The organism is Chitinibacter tainanensis DSM 15459, assembly GCF_000429785.1.
GTDB classification, from domain to species: Bacteria; Pseudomonadota; Gammaproteobacteria; order Burkholderiales; family Chitinibacteraceae; genus Chitinibacter; species Chitinibacter tainanensis.
In genome coordinates, this window is sequence record NZ_AUCN01000018.1 from 149,497 (window position 1) to 167,046 (window position 17,550).

Consider the following 17,550-nt stretch of genomic DNA (forward strand, 5'->3'; position numbering starts at 1 on the left):
AACCCAGCCATGAATAAAGAAATCAATAAAAATCTCCACGCTGGCGACGAAACCGCCTGTTTGCCACAGATTCGTGTGGTGCTTTCCCATACCAGCCACCCCGGCAACATCGGCTCCACCGCTCGCGCCATGAAAACCATGGGGCTGACCGATCTGTATCTGGTCAACCCGAAAGAATTTCCATCCGAAGTAGCCACCGCGCTGGCATCCAGCGCGGATGACATCCTCGCCAATGCCAAAGTAGTCGGTAGTCTGGCCGAAGCTTTGGCGGGCACAACCATGCAGGTGGCGCTCACAGCCCGCCGGCGCGAGCTCTCACAAGCTTTGCAAACCCCACGGCAAATCGCGCCGGAGATCATCCACACCGCGCGTAGTGATAAACAAGTCGCGCTGGTGTTTGGCGCCGAAACCAGTGGCCTGACCATTGATGAGCTTAACCTTTGCAGTCATCGGGTTTCGATTCCGACCAATCCGCATTATTCCAGCCTGAATCTATCGCAAGCGGTACAGGTGCTAACCTACGAGCTGCGCACCAGCTGCTTTGAACAGGATTATCTGGATGTGCAACATCTGGACGAGGAGCGTGAGCTGGCAAGCCACGAAGCACTGGAAAAATTCTTTGAACACCTCGAAGAAGTGCTGCTGCGCATCGGCTTTTTGCGCCCGCATGCGCCAAAGCGGCTGATGCCACGCCTGCGCCGGCTGTTTGTCCGCGCGCGGATGGAGCGCGAAGAGGTCGACATCATGCGCGGCATTTTGAAAGCCACCACCGAGTTTGATCGCAAATTTTAAGTGGCAAAAAAATGAAAAAGGGGCTGCAAGCCCCTTTTTATTATACCTAGCCTGCAGATACCCCACCGGGTATTGCCTTGCAAACCTTATTTGGCCGCCACTTCGCCACCATACTCCTCATACGCCAGCATCGCCTCGGCGGCCGTCATCATGCTGGGGCCACCGCCCATATACACCGCCACCTGCAGCGTTTCCAGAAACTCGGCGCGAGTTACCCCGAGTTTTACGCAGGCCTGGGCATGAAAGCCCAGGCAGCCCTGACAGCGCGCCGCAATTGCGATCGCCATGGCCATCAGTTCTTTGTGTTTTTTGCTGATCGCCCCGTCGGTATGGGTGGCCTTGGTCAGCGCGCCAAACGCTTGCGCAGTATCGGGGATTTCCTGATTAAACTCGCGCAGCTTGCCACTGATTTCGCGCACGATCTGGTGATAATGTTGTTCGCTCATGCTGTTTCTCCTGTTTTTATCAGCTTAGTCAGTGTAAAACCTCGGCTGGCCGCCGGCCTTGCGCCAAAACAAAGCCGTGCTTGCGCGCGGCCAGGCTGCTGACAAAGTGGAAATCACGATTTTCAAGTCTCGGCAAAGCCGAGCCTAGGCAATAAAGACTTGAATTTGCAGCCTTTATATTTTATTCCCACCCCTCCCGTCCCCTCCTTGAGGGGAGCCTCGCTTTGCGAGTGGGGTTTGTCATCAATCTGACCGAGCTTGCGCTCGGCTTTGTTTCTGCCCACCGACTTACAGCACATCCGCGGCGTAATCCGCCAAGCGCGAACGCTCGCCACGGGTGAGCGTAATATGCCCCGAATGCTGCCAACCTTTAAAGCGATCCACCACATAGGTAAGGCCCGATGAACCTTCGGTGAGGTAAGGCGTATCAATCTGGCTGATATTGCCCAAACAGACCACCTTGGTGCCCGGCCCCGCACGGGTAATCAGCGTTTTCATCTGCTTGGAAGTCAGATTTTGCGCCTCGTCGATGATCAAGAATTTATTCAAGAAGGTGCGCCCACGCATAAAGTTCAGCGATTTGACTTTGATGCGGCTGCGGATCAGATCCCGCGTGGCTGCGCGCCCCCAATCACCGGCTTCGCTGTCGGTTTGGTTGAGCACATCCAGATTGTCTTCCAGCGCCCCCATCCACGGCAGCATTTTTTCTTCCTCGGTACCGGGCAGGAAACCGATATCTTCCCCCACCGGCACCGTCACCCGGGTCATGATGATTTCGGAGTAAATCTTCATTTCCAGCGTTTGTGCCAAACACGCGGCCAGCGTGAGTAGCGTTTTACCTGTCCCGGCCTGCCCCAGGAGCGACACAAAATCAACATCAGGATTCATCAAGAGATTGAGTGCAAAATTTTGCTCGCGATTGCGTGCGGTAATGCCCCAAATGGCGTTTTTGCTGTGGCTGTAGTCTTTCAGGCTTTCGATTACGGCTTTTTTGCCATCAATCGAGAGCACCCGCGCCTGCAAGGGTTGTTCGCCAGTTTGAAACAGCATCTGGTTTACATACAGCTCGGTCACATCCGGCCCCTGAATGCGCCAGTAGCTGCGCCCTCCTTCTTGCCAGCTTTCCAGGTCTTTGCCATTGCGTTCCCAGAAATTCTGGTCGATTTCACGCATGCCGGTGTAGAGCAGATCGGTGTCTTCCAGCACCTTGTCGTTGGTGTAGTCTTCCGCCGCCAAGCCCATCGTGCGCGCTTTGATGCGCATATTGATGTCTTTGGACACCAATATCACTTGCCGTTTGGGCTGCATGGCCTGCAGATGATGCACCACACCCAGAATCTGGTTATCGGCCTTGCCCATCGGCAATTGCGACGGCAACACACTGGTAATGGCTTCGGACTGCAAGAATAAGCGGCCGGTGGCCTGCCCTTTACTCACTTCTTCCAGCGGCACGCCCTCTTGCAGCTTGTGCTCCATGCCGGCCACCAGCTCTTCCATGAAGCGGCTGGCCTGCCGGGCATTTCGTGCCACCTCGGTCATGCCTTTTTTATTGGAATCGAGTTCCTCCAGCGTCATCATCGGAATAAACAGATCATGTTCCTGAAACCGATACAGCGAGGTTGGATCATGCATCAGCACATTGGTGTCCAGCACAAACAGCTTGCTGACTTTCTGTGTTTTTTTGGTCGCCATGCTGCGTTCCTCCTAAGGTGGGCACAAAAAAGCGGCCAGAAGGCCGCTAAGGAATGACTACTTGAGAGACTGCACGAAGCTGAGCACTTCGGCTGCGTGATTGGGGACTTTCACCCCGCGCCATTCGCGGAGTATCTCGCCCGAGGCATTGATCACAAAGGTGCTGCGCTCAATACCCCGCACCTGTTTGCCATACATGTTTTTGAGTTTCATCACCCCAAAAGCTTCGCAGGCTTGCTCTTCAGGATCGGAAATCAATTCAAACGGCAAGCCCAGCTTGGCTTTGAAGTTTTCGTGGCTTTTTAGGCTATCGCGCGACACGCCAAATACCGCCGCACCCGCCGCCAGAAACTGGGCGTGCAGATCGCGAAAATCGGCAGTTTCGGTGGTGCAACCGGGGGTATTGTCTTTCGGGTAAAAATAAATCACCGCCAGCGGGGTGGTCAGGGCGGCCAGATCAAACTGGCCGGCATTGGTCGTGGGTAAAGCCAGTGCTGCACAAGTGGCAGAAGACATGTAAACGCATACTCCGTGATGTTGTTTTAGCTTTCTTTCATTCTCGGCAATTGGCCCTGCCAAGGCAAGGAACACAACAGCCCGTAGTGCTTATCTGGGGTGGCGTAGTATCGAATACAAGATGCAGATACAATACGGGCTAAATATTTACAGGCGTGTGACAGCATGAGCATCAAATCTGACAAGTGGATCCGCCGCATGGCGCAAGAGCACGGCATGATCGAGCCCTTTGTGCCGGGCCAGGTCAAAGAAATCAATGGCGAGCGGATTGTCTCTTATGGCACCTCTAGCTATGGCTATGACATCCGCTGCGCCGACGAATTCAAAGTCTTTACCAATCTGAATTCCACCATCGTTGACCCGAAAAACTTCGACCAAAATAGCTTTGTAGATGTATCGGGCAAGGGTTATTGCATTATCCCGCCAAATTCATTCGCGCTGGCGCGCACGGTGGAATACTTCCGCATTCCGCGCAATGTGCTCACGGTGTGTCTGGGCAAATCCACCTACGCCCGCTGCGGCATTATTGTGAACGTAACCCCGTTCGAGCCGGAGTGGGAAGGCTATGTGACGCTGGAATTCTCCAACACCACTCCGCTGCCAGCCAAGATCTATGCCAATGAAGGTGTGGCGCAAGTGCTGTTCTTTGAAGCTGATGCCGATGACATCTGCGAAACCAGTTACCGCGATCGTGGCGGCAAATATCAGGGCCAACACGGCGTAACGCTACCCAAAACCTGAAATGCTGCTATAATGCTTGCTTTCGCGGGCGTCGTATAATGGTAATACCCAAGCTTCCCAAGCTTGTGCCGTGGGTTCTTATTGCAGGTTAGATTAAATGCATATTGAGGACCCACGTAAAATGGTCACTGCGGGTGTAGTTCAATGGTAGAACGGTAGCTTCCCAAGCTGCATACGAGGGTTCGATTCCCTTCACCCGCTCATCAATTTTCCTTCGCTTCTCATTTAGCGATAACGACCGCCAACTTCCCCTCCTGATAAGACTTTTTCTACCGTTCATCAGCTCAGCGTTCTATTTTGACTAAATTAGAAAGTTAATATCTATTAACTATTTTTAAGCTAAATAGTTGCAAGTTAACACCTAAAAACTCCAACTAGAATCAGGCCTGAGCGAAATTTACTACACCAATCAAGCCCACTTCACCTATGAGTCATTCACTACCAGAATCGTGTTTTTAACGGTAAATGTATAATTAGAAAAAGAATGTTTGCAAGTCTCGCTCTAATGGCGAAATAAAGAATATTGACTTAGCCTTTACCTATTGGATTATTCATTAGGTAAGTGCGCAATGTTTAAAAACATAACTCTTATTAAGACAAGCCTACACGGCAAGAAGTCTTGGCGATTACTCGACAGTGACGGGGCCCCAATCCGAGCCTTCGATATCTTTGCCAAGACACTTGAACGCAACTCAGTAAACACTAGAAGCAACTATTGCAGATGGCTTGCCGAGTTTTTCGATTACCTTTTCGAGGCATCGGTTGAAACCCCGACGGGTCGGGATGGGAACGTAAGCCATAACGACTTAGCAGATGTGATTGCAGCTTACGACGAATATCTTGTATTCGGCGCTGACTCGGGGAAAGAAATTGCGCGTCGAGTGAATAACACACTGCCTTCTCCAAGAAACTCCAAGCGCTCATCTGCAACTAAACACGCCGCGATTAAAAGCTTCTTGAAGCTCTCCGAGCGGGTTCGTGAACAAATCCTCGAAATGACCAACAAGGGCGTCGTTATTCCCTTCTTAGTTGAAGAGCGCGGGCTGTTCGTAGGTATCGGTAAAAAGAGCAAGATTCCACTCTTCCAGCGAAATGCGATGGTTAACAACTCAATGTTGGCCGGGGTAATTGCTGGTGGGCCGAAATGGATTGAGGAAGGCATTTTACCGACCTCTGCGCCCGACATAAGCTACGACCAGGAGCAAGCCTTTCCTTTCAATCGAGTTGGTGACGTCCTAGCTAACTTGACGACCCATCGTGACAGGGCCTTGTATGCTTTTTGCGCTTCAAGCGGCTGCCGGATAAGTGAAGCTCTGCAATTACTATGGCAAGACATAGATACCACTGCGCGAACTGTAAAGTTAGTAGACCCCAATTGCCGCCTGAATAGTCCGTCTTATCTAGCACTCAGCCCAAAAGAGCGCGACCAGTTAGTTTGGAAAGGTAGAGCAACACAACTCACCTTGCTCATTGACCCCTTTGCAACGATGTTTTTTGAAGCCTTAGCCTTATATCTTCGGCACGAATATATACCCCACGGAAGACACGAATTTGTATTTCAGTACATCTGCAATAAGGAAAACCAGGGAGAACCCTACTTCCTAGCCGCAGCGTCTTCTCGAAATGGGGTTTTAAAGCGGGCAATTCGTCTTAGTGGAATAGAACGAATCAATGGACCTCATTCACTACGGCACATGTATGGAACTTATCTACTGAATTACTTTCCACGTCCCGACGGAACGTACGGCCTTCCGCTTGGCCTTGTACAGAAACTCATGGGCCATTGCCAAGCAAAGGACACTGCAAAATACGCCCGCTATGACAGGGATATTCTCGACGCCGAGTTAGCGTATGCAAATCTAATGGTCTTTGGCAATGGAAAAACCCGTTCTGTTAATGAGTTAAAGCGTCAAGCCTTGTTGCATCGGCTTTCAGAGGTTGAGGCCAGATTGTTGGAGGAAACAGGTGAATGATAAATACTACAAAAGGTGAAATTGTATTCATTCAAACCGACATGGAACTCCATTTAAGTATTGTTGCGGCACTAAAAGACGCTAGTAAATGGTTATTGGAAGCATATAGCCTTCAACATCTAGAACTAAACACAGTTACGACGAAGAACCATCATTCTGTAGCTTTTTCCGCATTCGTTGAGCAATATATTTTGCGAAATGTCACCGATAAATTCGACCATCTTTATGTGAACGACGTATACGCATTCATATCTATAGAAAAAGGTAATTGTCCTCCTAGTCTGTATGCAGCTGTGACGCTGATAGAGGACACGACTCAGTATCGAAAGGCACATCTGCCAGCGCTACGCAGAGGATTTTTAACTTTCCTAGTCGCTTTGCACATTCGTCGAGCAATAGTTCTGCCCTATTTGTTTAAATGGCCAATAAAACTTGAAAAGAGCAAAACACACAAAATTTTAGGACGTTGCGAGATATGCCCCTTGGAGCGGCTGCCAGAGCTACTCAGGCTCTTACGCTCAGTAAATCCCCGTGAAGGAGCACAGCAGACTGACAAAGTTTTTTTTGCCTACACTCCGAAACAGCGAGAACGATTCGTTTGGATGGTACAACGACTCATAATTTGCGGAGGCTGGCTAGAACTAGCCGATGTCAATTATCAAGACATGCTGGCACTTAAAGTCGCTAACGACAAAACACAGTTCTCTGGGTATCCAACCCTTAGTCTGTTAATGATGGCAGACATGCTTGAGCGTAAGTATGGCGAGAATTCACCTGTAAATGCGGCTGGCTGGCTTGCAACTCTTTCTAATTCCAAACTATGTAGAGCATTTGTTCGGACTCTCGAAACTAGGCACACAAATCTCCTTGAACATGCCTTGTCACAAAGCCCCGCAACATTTGCACCGGAAGTGCTTGCAAAAATTGAAATCCTACCGGGGCTTGAATTAGACCTTCAAAATTATGCAGGTAATTGGGTAACTATTGAACGTGCCTTCTTAATAAGAGGCCGACTGGAGAAGAAAAAAAATCGCATCCATGCACTGGGATTCTTCAATATCTACCTGTTTGGCTATTTAGCCTATTGGTATGCAGACAATCCTGACTTCGCATTCAATTTCCCTTCAACACCGGAAAAACTCGTTTCTGGAGTTTTTGTTTCATATCTTGGGCTACTTGAAAACCAAAAGCGACCATTATCTTTGGTCGAGTTTTTAGAGAAACTGGCTCAAACTCGTAATTGGGAAGCTTCGAGTCATTATGCAAATCTTAAACAAATTGAAATACTGTTTGAATTTATTGAGCAACACTGCAATTCCTTGCCAGGGTCAAATAATTTCCGCCAACCGCTTAGTAAGTACGACTACCCTGCCCAGAAAAAATCTACCGGTACAAATAAGCGGCCGATTCCACGTCGTATTTTTTGTCTTTTTCTGTCCTACATTGAAACGCTGGTGGCATTTTCGAGCGTCATACTGGAACGATTGGTATCAGGAGAAATTTGCGACAAGGCCTTAATAGGTTTCGACTCAAGCCGAACAATAATCGACTGTATTTCTCTACAAAATACACTTGGCTATGTCCCTGTATTATTTCACAAGGGAAAAACATATCCACTCAGGTGGATTCCTAATGTTTTCTATGCGCAAGCTAAGGTTTTGAAAGGAGTGGGGACTATAAAAGTCCCACATCCTCATGCCCTACATCAAATTCTTGTTTCGCTGTACACCGGCTTACGTCAACAACATGTGCAGTGGCTTGACGCTGATACATTCGACCGGCGAATTGATGCTCAGGACAGCAGGGAATTTGCCGAGCTCTACGTCAATACCGACAAAACAAAATCAGCTGCCTGGACTCCTTTTGTTAATTTTAGAGTTATCGAAGTGCTTCGGCTTCAAAAAACATGGCGTTCACTGATTGATGAGACTGGATTCAACCAGAGAGTCTATTACGACAACAATCCCGAAACCAAGTGGGGAACTATTCTTCCGCTGTTTTCATACTACTCAGACGGCAGGCCACATTCGGATGCCATTTACTCTTCCTGTTGGTTTAGGCTACTTGGTGGCCTCCAAGCCTTACTCGGCCAAACTGGTGAGCGCGAGCTTAGCTTGATTCGCTTATTGCCGACAGGCGTAGGCTATGCCGACCTTAACATCGCGGAACAATTAAAAGCATACGGAAGTAAGCAGCAACAAATTTGTGAAGTAGCCATAAAATCAAATATTACCCCACACAGCGCACGCTCTAGTGTTATATCTCACACGATTGGATTACTTCCAGCAGACCTCATTGGCCGCTATTTGACTGGCCAGACAGAAGCAACGGTACCTCATTACGTAGTGCCCGACGAGGAAGAGACTTTTGCGGAACAAGTACGCCAGAATTTAGTTCTCAAGCAAAAAGGCTACGAGAATGGATATGAGGAAATGTTAAAGGCCTCACCGAGGCGAAAAGGCGCTTACATTAAAGCGGATGAAGTCAATTCAAACCTGTCGAGAAGTCTCAAATCTAACATTGAAGAAACGCTTCCCGCATATGGCTGTATAAGCCTGGGCTTCGGTGAGGCGAATAAAACAGGTCTTGATATCCTGCGCGAAACTAGGGCCGCAGGAGCGGTTGAAAATAAGACAGAAATCTGCCCATACGGCAATCACTGCCCTTCAGATGTGGTCAGCCAACTCAAAGGCTGGAGGCGTTGTGGCCCCTGTGTATACGCAGTTCGTTCCATAGACCACCTACCTGCAATTACTGCAAAAGCGCGCCAAGTGCTCGAAGGACTTGCTGAAATTGAGTCTTGGATAGCAACAGCAGAAAATGATGAAAATTACTCGGCAGATGAATTAGATGCACTAGAACAAACACGTGACATTCTTGCAGAAGACTTCGTTGCTTGGCAGTTGGCAGTCGAGGTACTTGAAACGATGCGCCAACGTATTGCATCTGGCGCAAGCAACAAATCATGGCATATCCAAAAACCGGAGATTATCGAAAAAAATCTTCGCCAGACCGCATTTCCCAATAACGCAACTGAGTACATACTAGCTCGCCTCCAAGAAAGCGAGGCTTTTCCTATGCTAGAAAGCCCACAAATCCGTGCGAAATTCGATTTGATGCGGCGGCATATATTAGCAAATACGGGAAACATACGAGCAGCCTTCAATTTGGAAACTTGTACCAATCCAGCTGCTGAGTTATTGGGATTGATTCGCTCAATTGTGGCTGCCAATAAAATGACGCTTGAGGACCTGAAAGAAATGCTTGAGTCTGATTCATTTCTTGAGTCGATGCCGCCTCGACTGTTCAAGCTAATACCCCCCGATTCAAAATGACAAAAGCCAAATCGCAAGACACTAAACTATCGCGTTCCCGCTCCGAGAATCCGTTTCGTGAACATCAAGAAAAGGTAGTAGCGGAACGCGAGGAAATAATTGCTAGTTACCTTGCTTCATTACGCAAAACTCGGGCTGAATTTAAATTCATTACAGATTTGGCAAAAGCTGTTGCTAGACAAATTGAAATGACAGAGGGTGCCCCCTGTAGCTTTACGACCCTGCTACGAAACGAGCGGTATAAAATCTTTCTACTTAATTTCATGACCATGCGGTCCGGCACCGAAACTATCAAGGCATCGGAGCCCAAAGCTCAAGCACTCATTTATAGGATTGAATTGGAATTAGGGAACACGAAGCGTGATAACGAACGCCTGCGGAACTATATCAAGGCGATAGAACTTCAGCTGTTAGATAAACAAGCTGGCACGACGCTGTCTCCTGTGCAAAATTCGGACAGCACTGAAAGATTGATAAAGCTATCAAACGATAAGGCGCTTGTCTGCAAAGCCTTGTGGTTGGTGTTGGAGCACTTCAGAGACCTAATGAGTATTGATGTGGACCGTGGCTGCATAATTGACCGTTCAGCATCTTTGCGCAAGAACGTAATAGTAGAGCCTGGCACTTCGGAGCCATTTCTAGAATGGGTGAACTCCAACCAAAGTATTGGAAAAAATCCTTATTAGCTACAAATTTACCCCCAAATGCTATGGAGAGAAGGTTATCTCATGCAATTAGCCCTATTTTAACTGCACAGCCTTCTTCCATTCAGGCGCCTGCCATTCCCAAACATGTATCTCCTCAAATGTCTTGGGCAACAGCATACGACCAATCTCAATACTCGCGGACAATGGCGTTGCTGGATGAAGGTGCATTACACGAACTCCTGCATTAGTTAGTTTTAGCAGGAAGTTGTCGAATTCACGACGGAAGCTAAGTAGATGCGTTTGCTTCCGGATAATGCCCCGGCCTGGAGCTGCTGCACTGAACTCTACGACCTCCCGACCAAATGGATGTACAGCCTTACCGGAAATGCTAACAACCACCGATACTTCACGCGGAAGTTTTCTTGGCACATCGTAAACATAGCTAGGCTCAAAGCACGAGTCACTCTTGTCCCATAACCAACCATCGTTGGGTAGGTCCATAACATTGGCACGCGTCTTGTCACCAATAAGTACACCAAGTTTCATCAGCATGGGAATCGGAGCAAAGCCGGCAATGCTTAAGTGTGCATTACCATTGCGTTCAGTGAGTTCGGGGTGAATACGTCGGTTATAGACGTCGGTAAGCGCTTTATTTGCTCGTGGCCAAAAATCTGGGTCATTATCCTGAAAGTCAAAGTCACTTCGATTGATGTGTATGTGGCTGCCCCGAGGGAACAGCTTATAGTCGCTGTTCTCCAGCATAGCAAAGTGAATCTGCTCCACGTCAATGTTTGTTACGTGCGTCCCAATGGGGAACGTCATCAGCAGTGGCAAACTCTCCAGCACGCCCGTGGCGGAGTAGATGCGCTGAATACGGGCCTCATGCTCGCGTTTCATGGCTTGGAGTTGTTGCGTGGTGAACTTGTTATTTTTACCGTGCCGGTCGATACGAGCGTGGCAGTCATAGCAAGCCAGCATCAGGTTGTTGACGTCCTTGGCTAAGCGCTCCGACTCACCCTTCACGCCCCGTGCGCCTCCAGGACTATCCGCAATGATGTGCGCATGCTCGCCTGTGAAGGTTTTTTCCTTGGTCAAGAAGTCGCGCCCCACCGGCTTGCAGCAGCCGCGAAATTCACAGCGACCGGCAGCCGCCACCCAAAGGTCGCGCCGCACTTCGACGGGAATACGGGCGCGGTCCTGGGTGCGAGTTTCTTTCGTATGAGCAGGCGCTTTTACCACAGCCTTAGCCGGTGCAATGGTTTTCTTGGTTGCCAATCTTTTTCTCCAACTTCAATTCTCGAAACGAGCCTCGGCGGCTCAGAGTCCAAACGCGGATACTACGAGTGCCAATGATGGGAAAAAACAGACGGTCGCCTTCAAACGTATCCCCCGATACAGCCTGCTCCCAGTCTCTTCGGTCAACACTACTGGGCGTCGGGTCGAGTTCAGGGTGCGTGTGCCACAAACCGAGGTAGGCCGATGTGTGCCCCTGCTCCAGCCAACGCTGGCGCGCGATATATTCGTGCTTGGACGACCGAAAGAAACTGAACCTGCTGCGGCGGTCGCTATCCTGAGGAGTAGACACCTCGTCAACAACCACGTCGTGCGAGTCCAGTAGGTGGCGACCTAGCAGTATTCCTCCGGCCTCGCAGTGCCACCTGCGTCGCTGCGCGAAAGCTTGCATTTGCTGCAAAGCGTGCTCGACGATGATGAGCCGCCGGCTCGGTGTGACTCGATAAACCAGCCTCATGCTGCTCCCTTAGGCGCACGGCAGTGGCTGCACGCCCGGCCGAACACCTGCCGTGTCGCTTCTTCTGGAAGCGTCGTTCGTGCGGACTGGAACCAAGGTGTCGTGCGCAGCCCATGTTGGGCTGCTACCCTGCCTTCTCCTACCCAGAACCGGTAGGAGGCAGCTCGGCCCGGGTTACCCGCAGCCACCTCAGTCATCGCCGAAAGGATGTGCTCTGTCGCCAGCAAACCCGTGCGCCGAGCCTGGATAGGGCCGAACGGGACAAATGCACCTGCACAGCCTGTGAGATTGCGGGTGACGGGCTGGTTTGGTTCCAGAAAAGACGTGCGCGAAGCCAAGGATGATTGGCCCTCATCATCGCGATAGGCGCAGTCGAGGCAGCCTTCCCCTTTGGTCCACATCAGTACCGAGTGCCCACCCAAGTCTAGGGCCTCCAGCCAGGTAAAGACGATAGGCAGGTCAAACCGCGTGCCCTTGAACGAGCGCGAAAATGAGCGCTCGATGGACGGTGCGCCGAACGCGACCACGATACCGTCATATTTGCTGAGGTCGGCAGTTGTGAGCCATTTCTGGGCGGTCGTGCAGACCGGCGTGATGTTCAGGCCCGGGTAGCGCCGTTCCAGCGCCAGCTGTAGGCCCTTCGGCTTGCTAATGTCGATGTACAGGGGCTGCAGAAGGTGTCGAAAGATGTTTTCTTCCGAATATACATCGTGGTCTACCACTGTGAGCTTGCCCACACCAGCCGCCGCTAGGGTATCGATGACAACACAACCGATGGCACCTGCACCCAGCACGGCTACGTGCTTTCCGAGCAAGTCCAGAGATGCGCCACCTCGCTCACGCATGTAGTTGGGGGTTAGGCGACGCATAGTTAGCGGCGTAACTGGTGACTTCTTGTCAACGACCCCGCGGAGTGCGCCGAAGGTAATGCCGACCAACGAGCGGCCCCCAGCTTGGCGAGGCACTGACACTAGTAGGGCCAGCCGCTTGGGTGAGTTCTTAGACGGGCCTAGCAACTCGTTCCATAGCTTCAGTTGGTCGGGCGACAGGCGTTGATGAACATCATCGATGAACGCGGCCGTCAGCCTGTCCGGCTGCGCGGGCGGCAACGCCAGCGCGTCAACGTGAACGTACAAGGCACGCTGCCCCGCGAGCTTGTTGTCTTTTACTTCCCAGGGTAGCTCGGCGTCTCGCTCCACGAAATACCACTTCGGCTTGCCAAGTTTCGAATCCACGAACCCCTTGACCATGCGCGAGTTTCCATCGACCTCAAAGTAGGAGCGGGACCGCAATGAGTCCGGCAGGTGCAGCCAGTACCCCTCAAGCTCGTTGAAGAATTCGATGTGGCCGGTGGATGCATCCACTGCGGAGCTCTCAAGCAGGTCATATGCTTTGAGAACCGTGTGCGCCACTATGTCTGCCGGACGGCTTGGGTCGAGCGACAGCCCCTGACCGTCGTCGATGCACACTACCCCGGAGTAGCTAACATGTGCGAGAGGCTCCTCCGGGGGCAGAGTCCAGACCCTCGGCAGCCGCAACTGGGCCTCGTCGCAATCGACGTACACAGGCCAAATGCGCGTTGAACCTGTTAGCTCGACCCCCAGACAATTCGGTGCAGTGCCGTCTAAGCGGACGACCTCGATGCCACGCAAGCCACAAGCTTTCATGACAGCCTCGAATGTGGCATCAACCTTCGTGGGGTCGGCCGCCTCGATGGCAGACTCCGTCATGCAGAGTTCCCGGTGCTGATTACTGCAGCCGAAACCGCCTTGGCGGTCTCGGACTTCTCGGGCACCTTGAAGCCGTCGCCGAACTGCTTCTTCAGGTGCTTGCAGGCGTCTTCTGGCAGGTCCTCGTCGTACGCCGTCTGCAGTGCGTCACGAAGTAGCTCGAGCTTCTCCATGAAGTTCTTCATCTGCGTGGCGGTTCGTTTAGCCATCAGGTCGGAATACGGCTCCACTGGCAATGCAACCTTCAGACGCAGATGCATACCATCGTTTTGACTGAACTCGTAGCTGAATTGGCCCAGCATCGTATTGACCCAGTCCAGCATCGCGAGGATGTCGACCGGCTTACCAGACGTGCCGAAGTTCGGTTTGAACCAGTGAAGTGCAGCGACAGTGAGGGCGATGCTCAGCGGCGCGCCGGCGCCCTTAAACTGAACCTGCCGCCAGCGTTTGAGGTAGCGGATACAGCGGCGGTACTGGGCCCGCTTGTCAGAGTCCTCGAACTTGTCGCAGACAAGCTTGGTCAACTCTTGTGGGTCGGAGACCTCCCATATACGATGTTCATCAGCTGAATTTTCCTTGCCTTTGGCTAAGTAAAGCTTACCTTCACTGCTCTTGGTGTAAACAGCCAAGTCAACGTGGTAAGCAATCTCACCATCGCTGATGTAGTTGACGGTCACGCACGGCCGACGGATCACAACAGTGCGGAAATTCGAGTCCACCGCATCACGCACCTGCTTCTTAAGTGCTACTGGGTCAGGGTACTTGTCAGGTGCGCAGTCAAATACAAGACCAACATCAATGTCAAAGTTACCATCTAGAGGCACCACGCCTGTATGCATTGAGTAACTGCCCTGATTGAAACTTGTAAACGATGGGACATCATCACTCAGCTTGGCTTTCAGCGCCTTAATGATGGTATTACGCTTTTCACGGAGGGTAGCCTTCTCGTCATCCTCATCAAAACAGATGACGCGATGAAAATCTTCGAACTGTTTCTGTACTGCCGGCATACACCCTCCAGAATCAAGGAAATTGGCGGTTTTTTGGTTTAGCAACCTTCTTAAACCTAATATGATGCTGAACTCAAGTCTTTCAAGTGGACTAAAACTCGGTTACTACTCGCTTAATTTATTGTCTTGAGATGTGGATTTTTTTCCTCATTCGACATTAGACATCGAGCTTAGCCCAAGTGGTTTCATCCGGTTCAGAGCAAAGCTATCACAAAGATGAGATGCAGATTTAACCTCTGACCTATGGCAACAGCCCGATTACTATCTAGCGCTTTGTTATTTGTCTGAACACTCAAGGTGCACTTTATTCTACAGAAACAGCTCGGCAGGCAGCATAAGTGTCGTAGCGATGCCCCCGAAACTTAGTGAGCAATGAGCTTGTCCTGATTGAGTAGACAAATCAACTCGCATTACTTACCTAACTTGCATTTCGGGGGGGGGGCGCATCCAGCTCAGGCATCACATCCTCGCGAACCGTTTGCTTCGCGTGCCCATCTTCGCAAGTCCTTATCGGAAAACATGAAGAACAAATGCAAGTGGCACTCATTAACATCTACCCTCAATTAAAATTAATTTTATCTTCAAGCTTATCGCATTTTCGATGAGCACGTAGCTGGTCATCGTGAGTAGAAAAACTTAATCGCATTTCACGAATATGGGGGTAATCAGGTAGAGTAGTCCCATCAAAAGGAGACTGGACAATATGCCGCAAGATAACGTTATAAACTTGGATATAGCGCTGAAGAAAATCCACGAGCTAGCATTGGCAGATGGGGACCTAGGTTACGCCTACTGGTATCAGATTGCTCAGCTACTAAAAAGTGCCGCTGCCATGCAAGCCGAAATCGACACTCTCAGAAAAGAACTTGAGCGATGTCGCGCACGGCGCGGCAGCTAAACGCAACTCTTTCGTGGTTACTTGTCGGTCGGCGTGAGAGTTATGGAACAGAAATCATTCATTTTTTATACCTAGATTTTGACGGCGTACTACATCCAGATGGCGAGAATGCAATCGATACAAACGGACGGCTATGCCACAATCCAAATTTATTTTATTGGCTCGGTGACCTCGAGTAAGTGCTTGACGATTTTTTGCTGGTAAGGATTATTGTGTCATCTTATTGGTGCAGATAATTTAATAATGAATATTTAATCATAATTATCAAAAGTATTGGGATGGCGTCTTCATAGCGTCGTCAAATGTATTGCTCCGAGTCGCCATACCGAAACCATTGAGGATGCTGCACCCATAAAATTTACTATTGATTAGCGCGTGATGACCACATGTCTGTAGAGCGTTGCCACGACGACTGACGAAAGGCTGATTTATTGCAATCCTGAAACTAGCATAGACACAGCAGCCCAGTAGGAAGAGCTCAAGGATAAATATGCAAACCGATTAAACAAATGCAGTAAGAAATTGGTTTCTGAAAATAACCGACTGGCAGCAGCTGCTGTTTAGAAATGGGCTAGCCGACATCAAGTACCCAAAATTAGCGCATCAAAACCTCAAGTCACACGCTACCTTTTTACACTAAAATTGTTTCAACATGTTTCCAGGTGTTAATTAGACAGCCAATCTATAGCAATTTACTTATTTTCTTCGATGGCCGCGCTAATCTTTACTAAGCCTTAGAACTAGGACATCTAGAAGCTCGGCACCTCTTTCACACAAAACATTTTGCTCAAGCACCACTTTCAATTCTGACTTTGAATTAGTATAAATTTTTTTCAAATCAACAATGCTAATAGGTTTGCCATTGGGGTATTTCTCAAGTATCGACTGCGGCACATCCCCATTTGCGGAATGACGAGCATGATTCAAAAAGTGAACAATGTAGATATTCTGGAGATTCAACTCTTCGAGGCCTTCTGTTTTGGTTGTCTTTTTTATTGCATCAAAAGCAGCTTTTTTTGTTCCACCAGGGTCAAATGAAAAAGTGCATTTATATTCTGCTGCAGAATGTGGCTCACCTCCCCTAAAGGTTAGCAAGTCAATTTCGTGCCCATGAAATTTCTTATCCATTACATACGCAAAACCAGCAAAATCATCCAAAGATGACATCGATAGAAACTTAAGCTGACGCTCGGCATTGCCATTTTTTAGCAAAAATTTTACGCTTACTTTGCTGAATACATCTGGCAAGTTTTTCAAACCAATTTCAACGTCGTTTTCCATACAAATCACCTTTCATAAAAATCTAAGCGGCTCAAAAATCATCTACACCCGTGCGAGCTAGTTCTTCATGATGTAACTTCCAGCTCGGAATATGCTGGCTTACCAATATCCAAAATGCTTTAGAGTGGCTTTTCTCAATCGTATGGCACAGCTCATGCACGATGATGTAGTCCTGCACGGCCGCAGAGAACTCCATAATGCGCGGGTGAAACTCGATGATGTTGTTAGTGTCGCAGCTAGCCCAGCGGCCTTGGAAGTGTTTGATTCGTCCGCCGCGCGATAGCAAACCCGTTTTCTTTTCCCAGTAGCGCAATCGTGGCAATAACTTGCTGTGCGCACGCTCCATGTAAAAACGGGTCAGGAATGGGGCCAATTGCTCGTTCGTAATACTGAGCCCAGCGGGGTTTTCAATCACAAAGCGGGAAGCAGTAAAGCGCAGAGTAACGCTTTTGGCTTCGGGCTGATGCTGCACCTCAACGTAATAGCTACGCCCTGCATAGCGCAGGCGGCTACCTGTAACGATGACATCCTCAAGCACCACTTGATTAACCTGCTGCTGCTTTTCGCATATCCAGCGCGCGCGCTGCCGAATAAGCTGGGCCTGCTCTTCAACCGTAGCCTCGGGCCCACGCAACAGAACCAGCTCGCCGCGCTCAACCGTGATGTAGTGGCGTTTGAGTTCGGGGGCCAACTCAAAGCGCCATTCAATGAGAGTTTGCCCATACTGAAACTGCGGCAT

15 protein-coding genes and 1 tRNA gene are annotated in these 17,550 nt (G+C 49.8%); 7 read left to right on the forward strand and 9 right to left on the reverse strand.

Annotation, left to right across the window (positions count from 1 at the left end; genetic code table 11):
- Positions 1-9: 9 nt before the first annotated feature.
- Complete coding sequence (locus G482_RS0106845) at positions 10-792, forward strand: RNA methyltransferase (RefSeq protein ID WP_051258805.1); 783 nt, start codon at positions 10-12, stop codon at positions 790-792.
- Positions 793-878: 86 nt separating this feature from the next.
- Here G482_RS0106845 and G482_RS0106850 read toward each other — a convergent pair whose 3' ends face one another.
- The 3 genes from G482_RS0106850 to G482_RS0106865 form a co-directional block, all read right to left on the reverse strand.
- Complete coding sequence (locus tag G482_RS0106850) at positions 879-1,238, reverse strand: carboxymuconolactone decarboxylase family protein (RefSeq protein WP_034619149.1); 360 nt, start codon at positions 1,236-1,238, stop codon at positions 879-881.
- 288 nt (positions 1,239-1,526) lie between these two features.
- Complete coding sequence (locus tag G482_RS0106860; protein ID WP_028449419.1) at positions 1,527-2,930, reverse strand: PhoH family protein; 1,404 nt, start codon at positions 2,928-2,930, stop codon at positions 1,527-1,529.
- A 57-nt stretch (positions 2,931-2,987) separates the two neighbouring features.
- The gene (locus G482_RS0106865) at positions 2,988-3,446 is read right to left on the reverse strand and encodes a peroxiredoxin (RefSeq protein WP_028449420.1); all 459 of its coding nucleotides are present in this window, start codon (positions 3,444-3,446) and stop codon (positions 2,988-2,990) included.
- A 165-nt stretch (positions 3,447-3,611) separates the two neighbouring features.
- Between G482_RS0106865 and dcd the strand changes: the two genes are divergently transcribed.
- The 5 genes from dcd to G482_RS0106890 all read left to right on the forward strand — a co-directional run bounded on the left by dcd (position 3,612) and on the right by G482_RS0106890 (position 10,181).
- The gene (dcd, locus tag G482_RS0106870; protein WP_028449421.1) at positions 3,612-4,187 is read left to right on the forward strand and encodes a dCTP deaminase; all 576 of its coding nucleotides are present in this window, start codon (positions 3,612-3,614) and stop codon (positions 4,185-4,187) included.
- A gap of 130 nt (positions 4,188-4,317) precedes the next feature.
- A tRNA-Gly gene (locus G482_RS0106875) sits at positions 4,318-4,388 on the forward strand.
- Positions 4,389-4,756: 368 nt separating this feature from the next.
- Positions 4,757-6,160 (forward strand): tyrosine-type recombinase/integrase, encoded by a 1,404-nt coding sequence (locus tag G482_RS0106880; protein WP_028449422.1) that lies wholly within the window; start codon positions 4,757-4,759, stop codon positions 6,158-6,160.
- Positions 6,157-9,495, forward strand: a complete 3,339-nt coding sequence (locus G482_RS0106885) for a hypothetical protein (protein WP_028449423.1) — start codon at positions 6,157-6,159, stop codon at positions 9,493-9,495. The genes G482_RS0106880 and G482_RS0106885 overlap by 4 nt, the downstream gene beginning before the upstream one ends.
- Entirely contained in the window at positions 9,492-10,181 is a 690-nt protein-coding gene (locus tag G482_RS0106890; protein WP_028449424.1) for a hypothetical protein, read from the forward strand. The genes G482_RS0106885 and G482_RS0106890 overlap by 4 nt, the downstream gene beginning before the upstream one ends.
- Before the next feature lie 54 nt (positions 10,182-10,235).
- Here G482_RS0106890 and G482_RS0106895 read toward each other — a convergent pair whose 3' ends face one another.
- Genes G482_RS0106895 through G482_RS0106910 form a run of 4 tightly spaced genes read right to left on the reverse strand, consistent with a single transcriptional unit; the run spans position 10,236 to position 14,632 of the window.
- The gene (locus G482_RS0106895; RefSeq protein WP_034619151.1) at positions 10,236-11,417 is read right to left on the reverse strand and encodes an SAVED domain-containing protein; all 1,182 of its coding nucleotides are present in this window, start codon (positions 11,415-11,417) and stop codon (positions 10,236-10,238) included.
- Positions 11,386-11,892 (reverse strand): Mov34/MPN/PAD-1 family protein, encoded by a 507-nt coding sequence (locus G482_RS20915; protein WP_051258806.1) that lies wholly within the window; start codon positions 11,890-11,892, stop codon positions 11,386-11,388. The genes G482_RS0106895 and G482_RS20915 overlap by 32 nt, the downstream gene beginning before the upstream one ends.
- Positions 11,889-13,622, reverse strand: coding sequence for a ThiF family adenylyltransferase (locus G482_RS19500; RefSeq protein ID WP_028449426.1), 1,734 nt, complete (start codon positions 13,620-13,622; stop codon positions 11,889-11,891). Before G482_RS19500 ends, G482_RS20915 begins: the two co-directional genes overlap by 4 nt.
- Entirely contained in the window at positions 13,619-14,632 is a 1,014-nt protein-coding gene (locus tag G482_RS0106910; protein WP_028449427.1) for a cyclic GMP-AMP synthase DncV-like nucleotidyltransferase, read from the reverse strand. The genes G482_RS19500 and G482_RS0106910 overlap by 4 nt, the downstream gene beginning before the upstream one ends.
- Before the next feature lie 703 nt (positions 14,633-15,335).
- On the opposite strand from G482_RS0106910, the gene G482_RS0106915 reads away from it, so the two are divergent.
- Positions 15,336-15,530, forward strand: a complete 195-nt coding sequence (locus G482_RS0106915) for a hypothetical protein (RefSeq protein ID WP_028449428.1) — start codon at positions 15,336-15,338, stop codon at positions 15,528-15,530.
- A 717-nt stretch (positions 15,531-16,247) separates the two neighbouring features.
- Here the strand turns inward: G482_RS0106915 and G482_RS0106920 are convergent.
- Entirely contained in the window at positions 16,248-16,811 is a 564-nt protein-coding gene (locus G482_RS0106920; RefSeq protein ID WP_028449429.1) for a hypothetical protein, read from the reverse strand.
- A 31-nt stretch (positions 16,812-16,842) separates the two neighbouring features.
- Positions 16,843-17,550: a YgjP family zinc-dependent metalloprotease gene (locus tag G482_RS0106925; RefSeq protein ID WP_028449430.1), complete on the reverse strand. Its 708-nt coding sequence runs from the start codon at positions 17,548-17,550 to the stop codon at positions 16,843-16,845.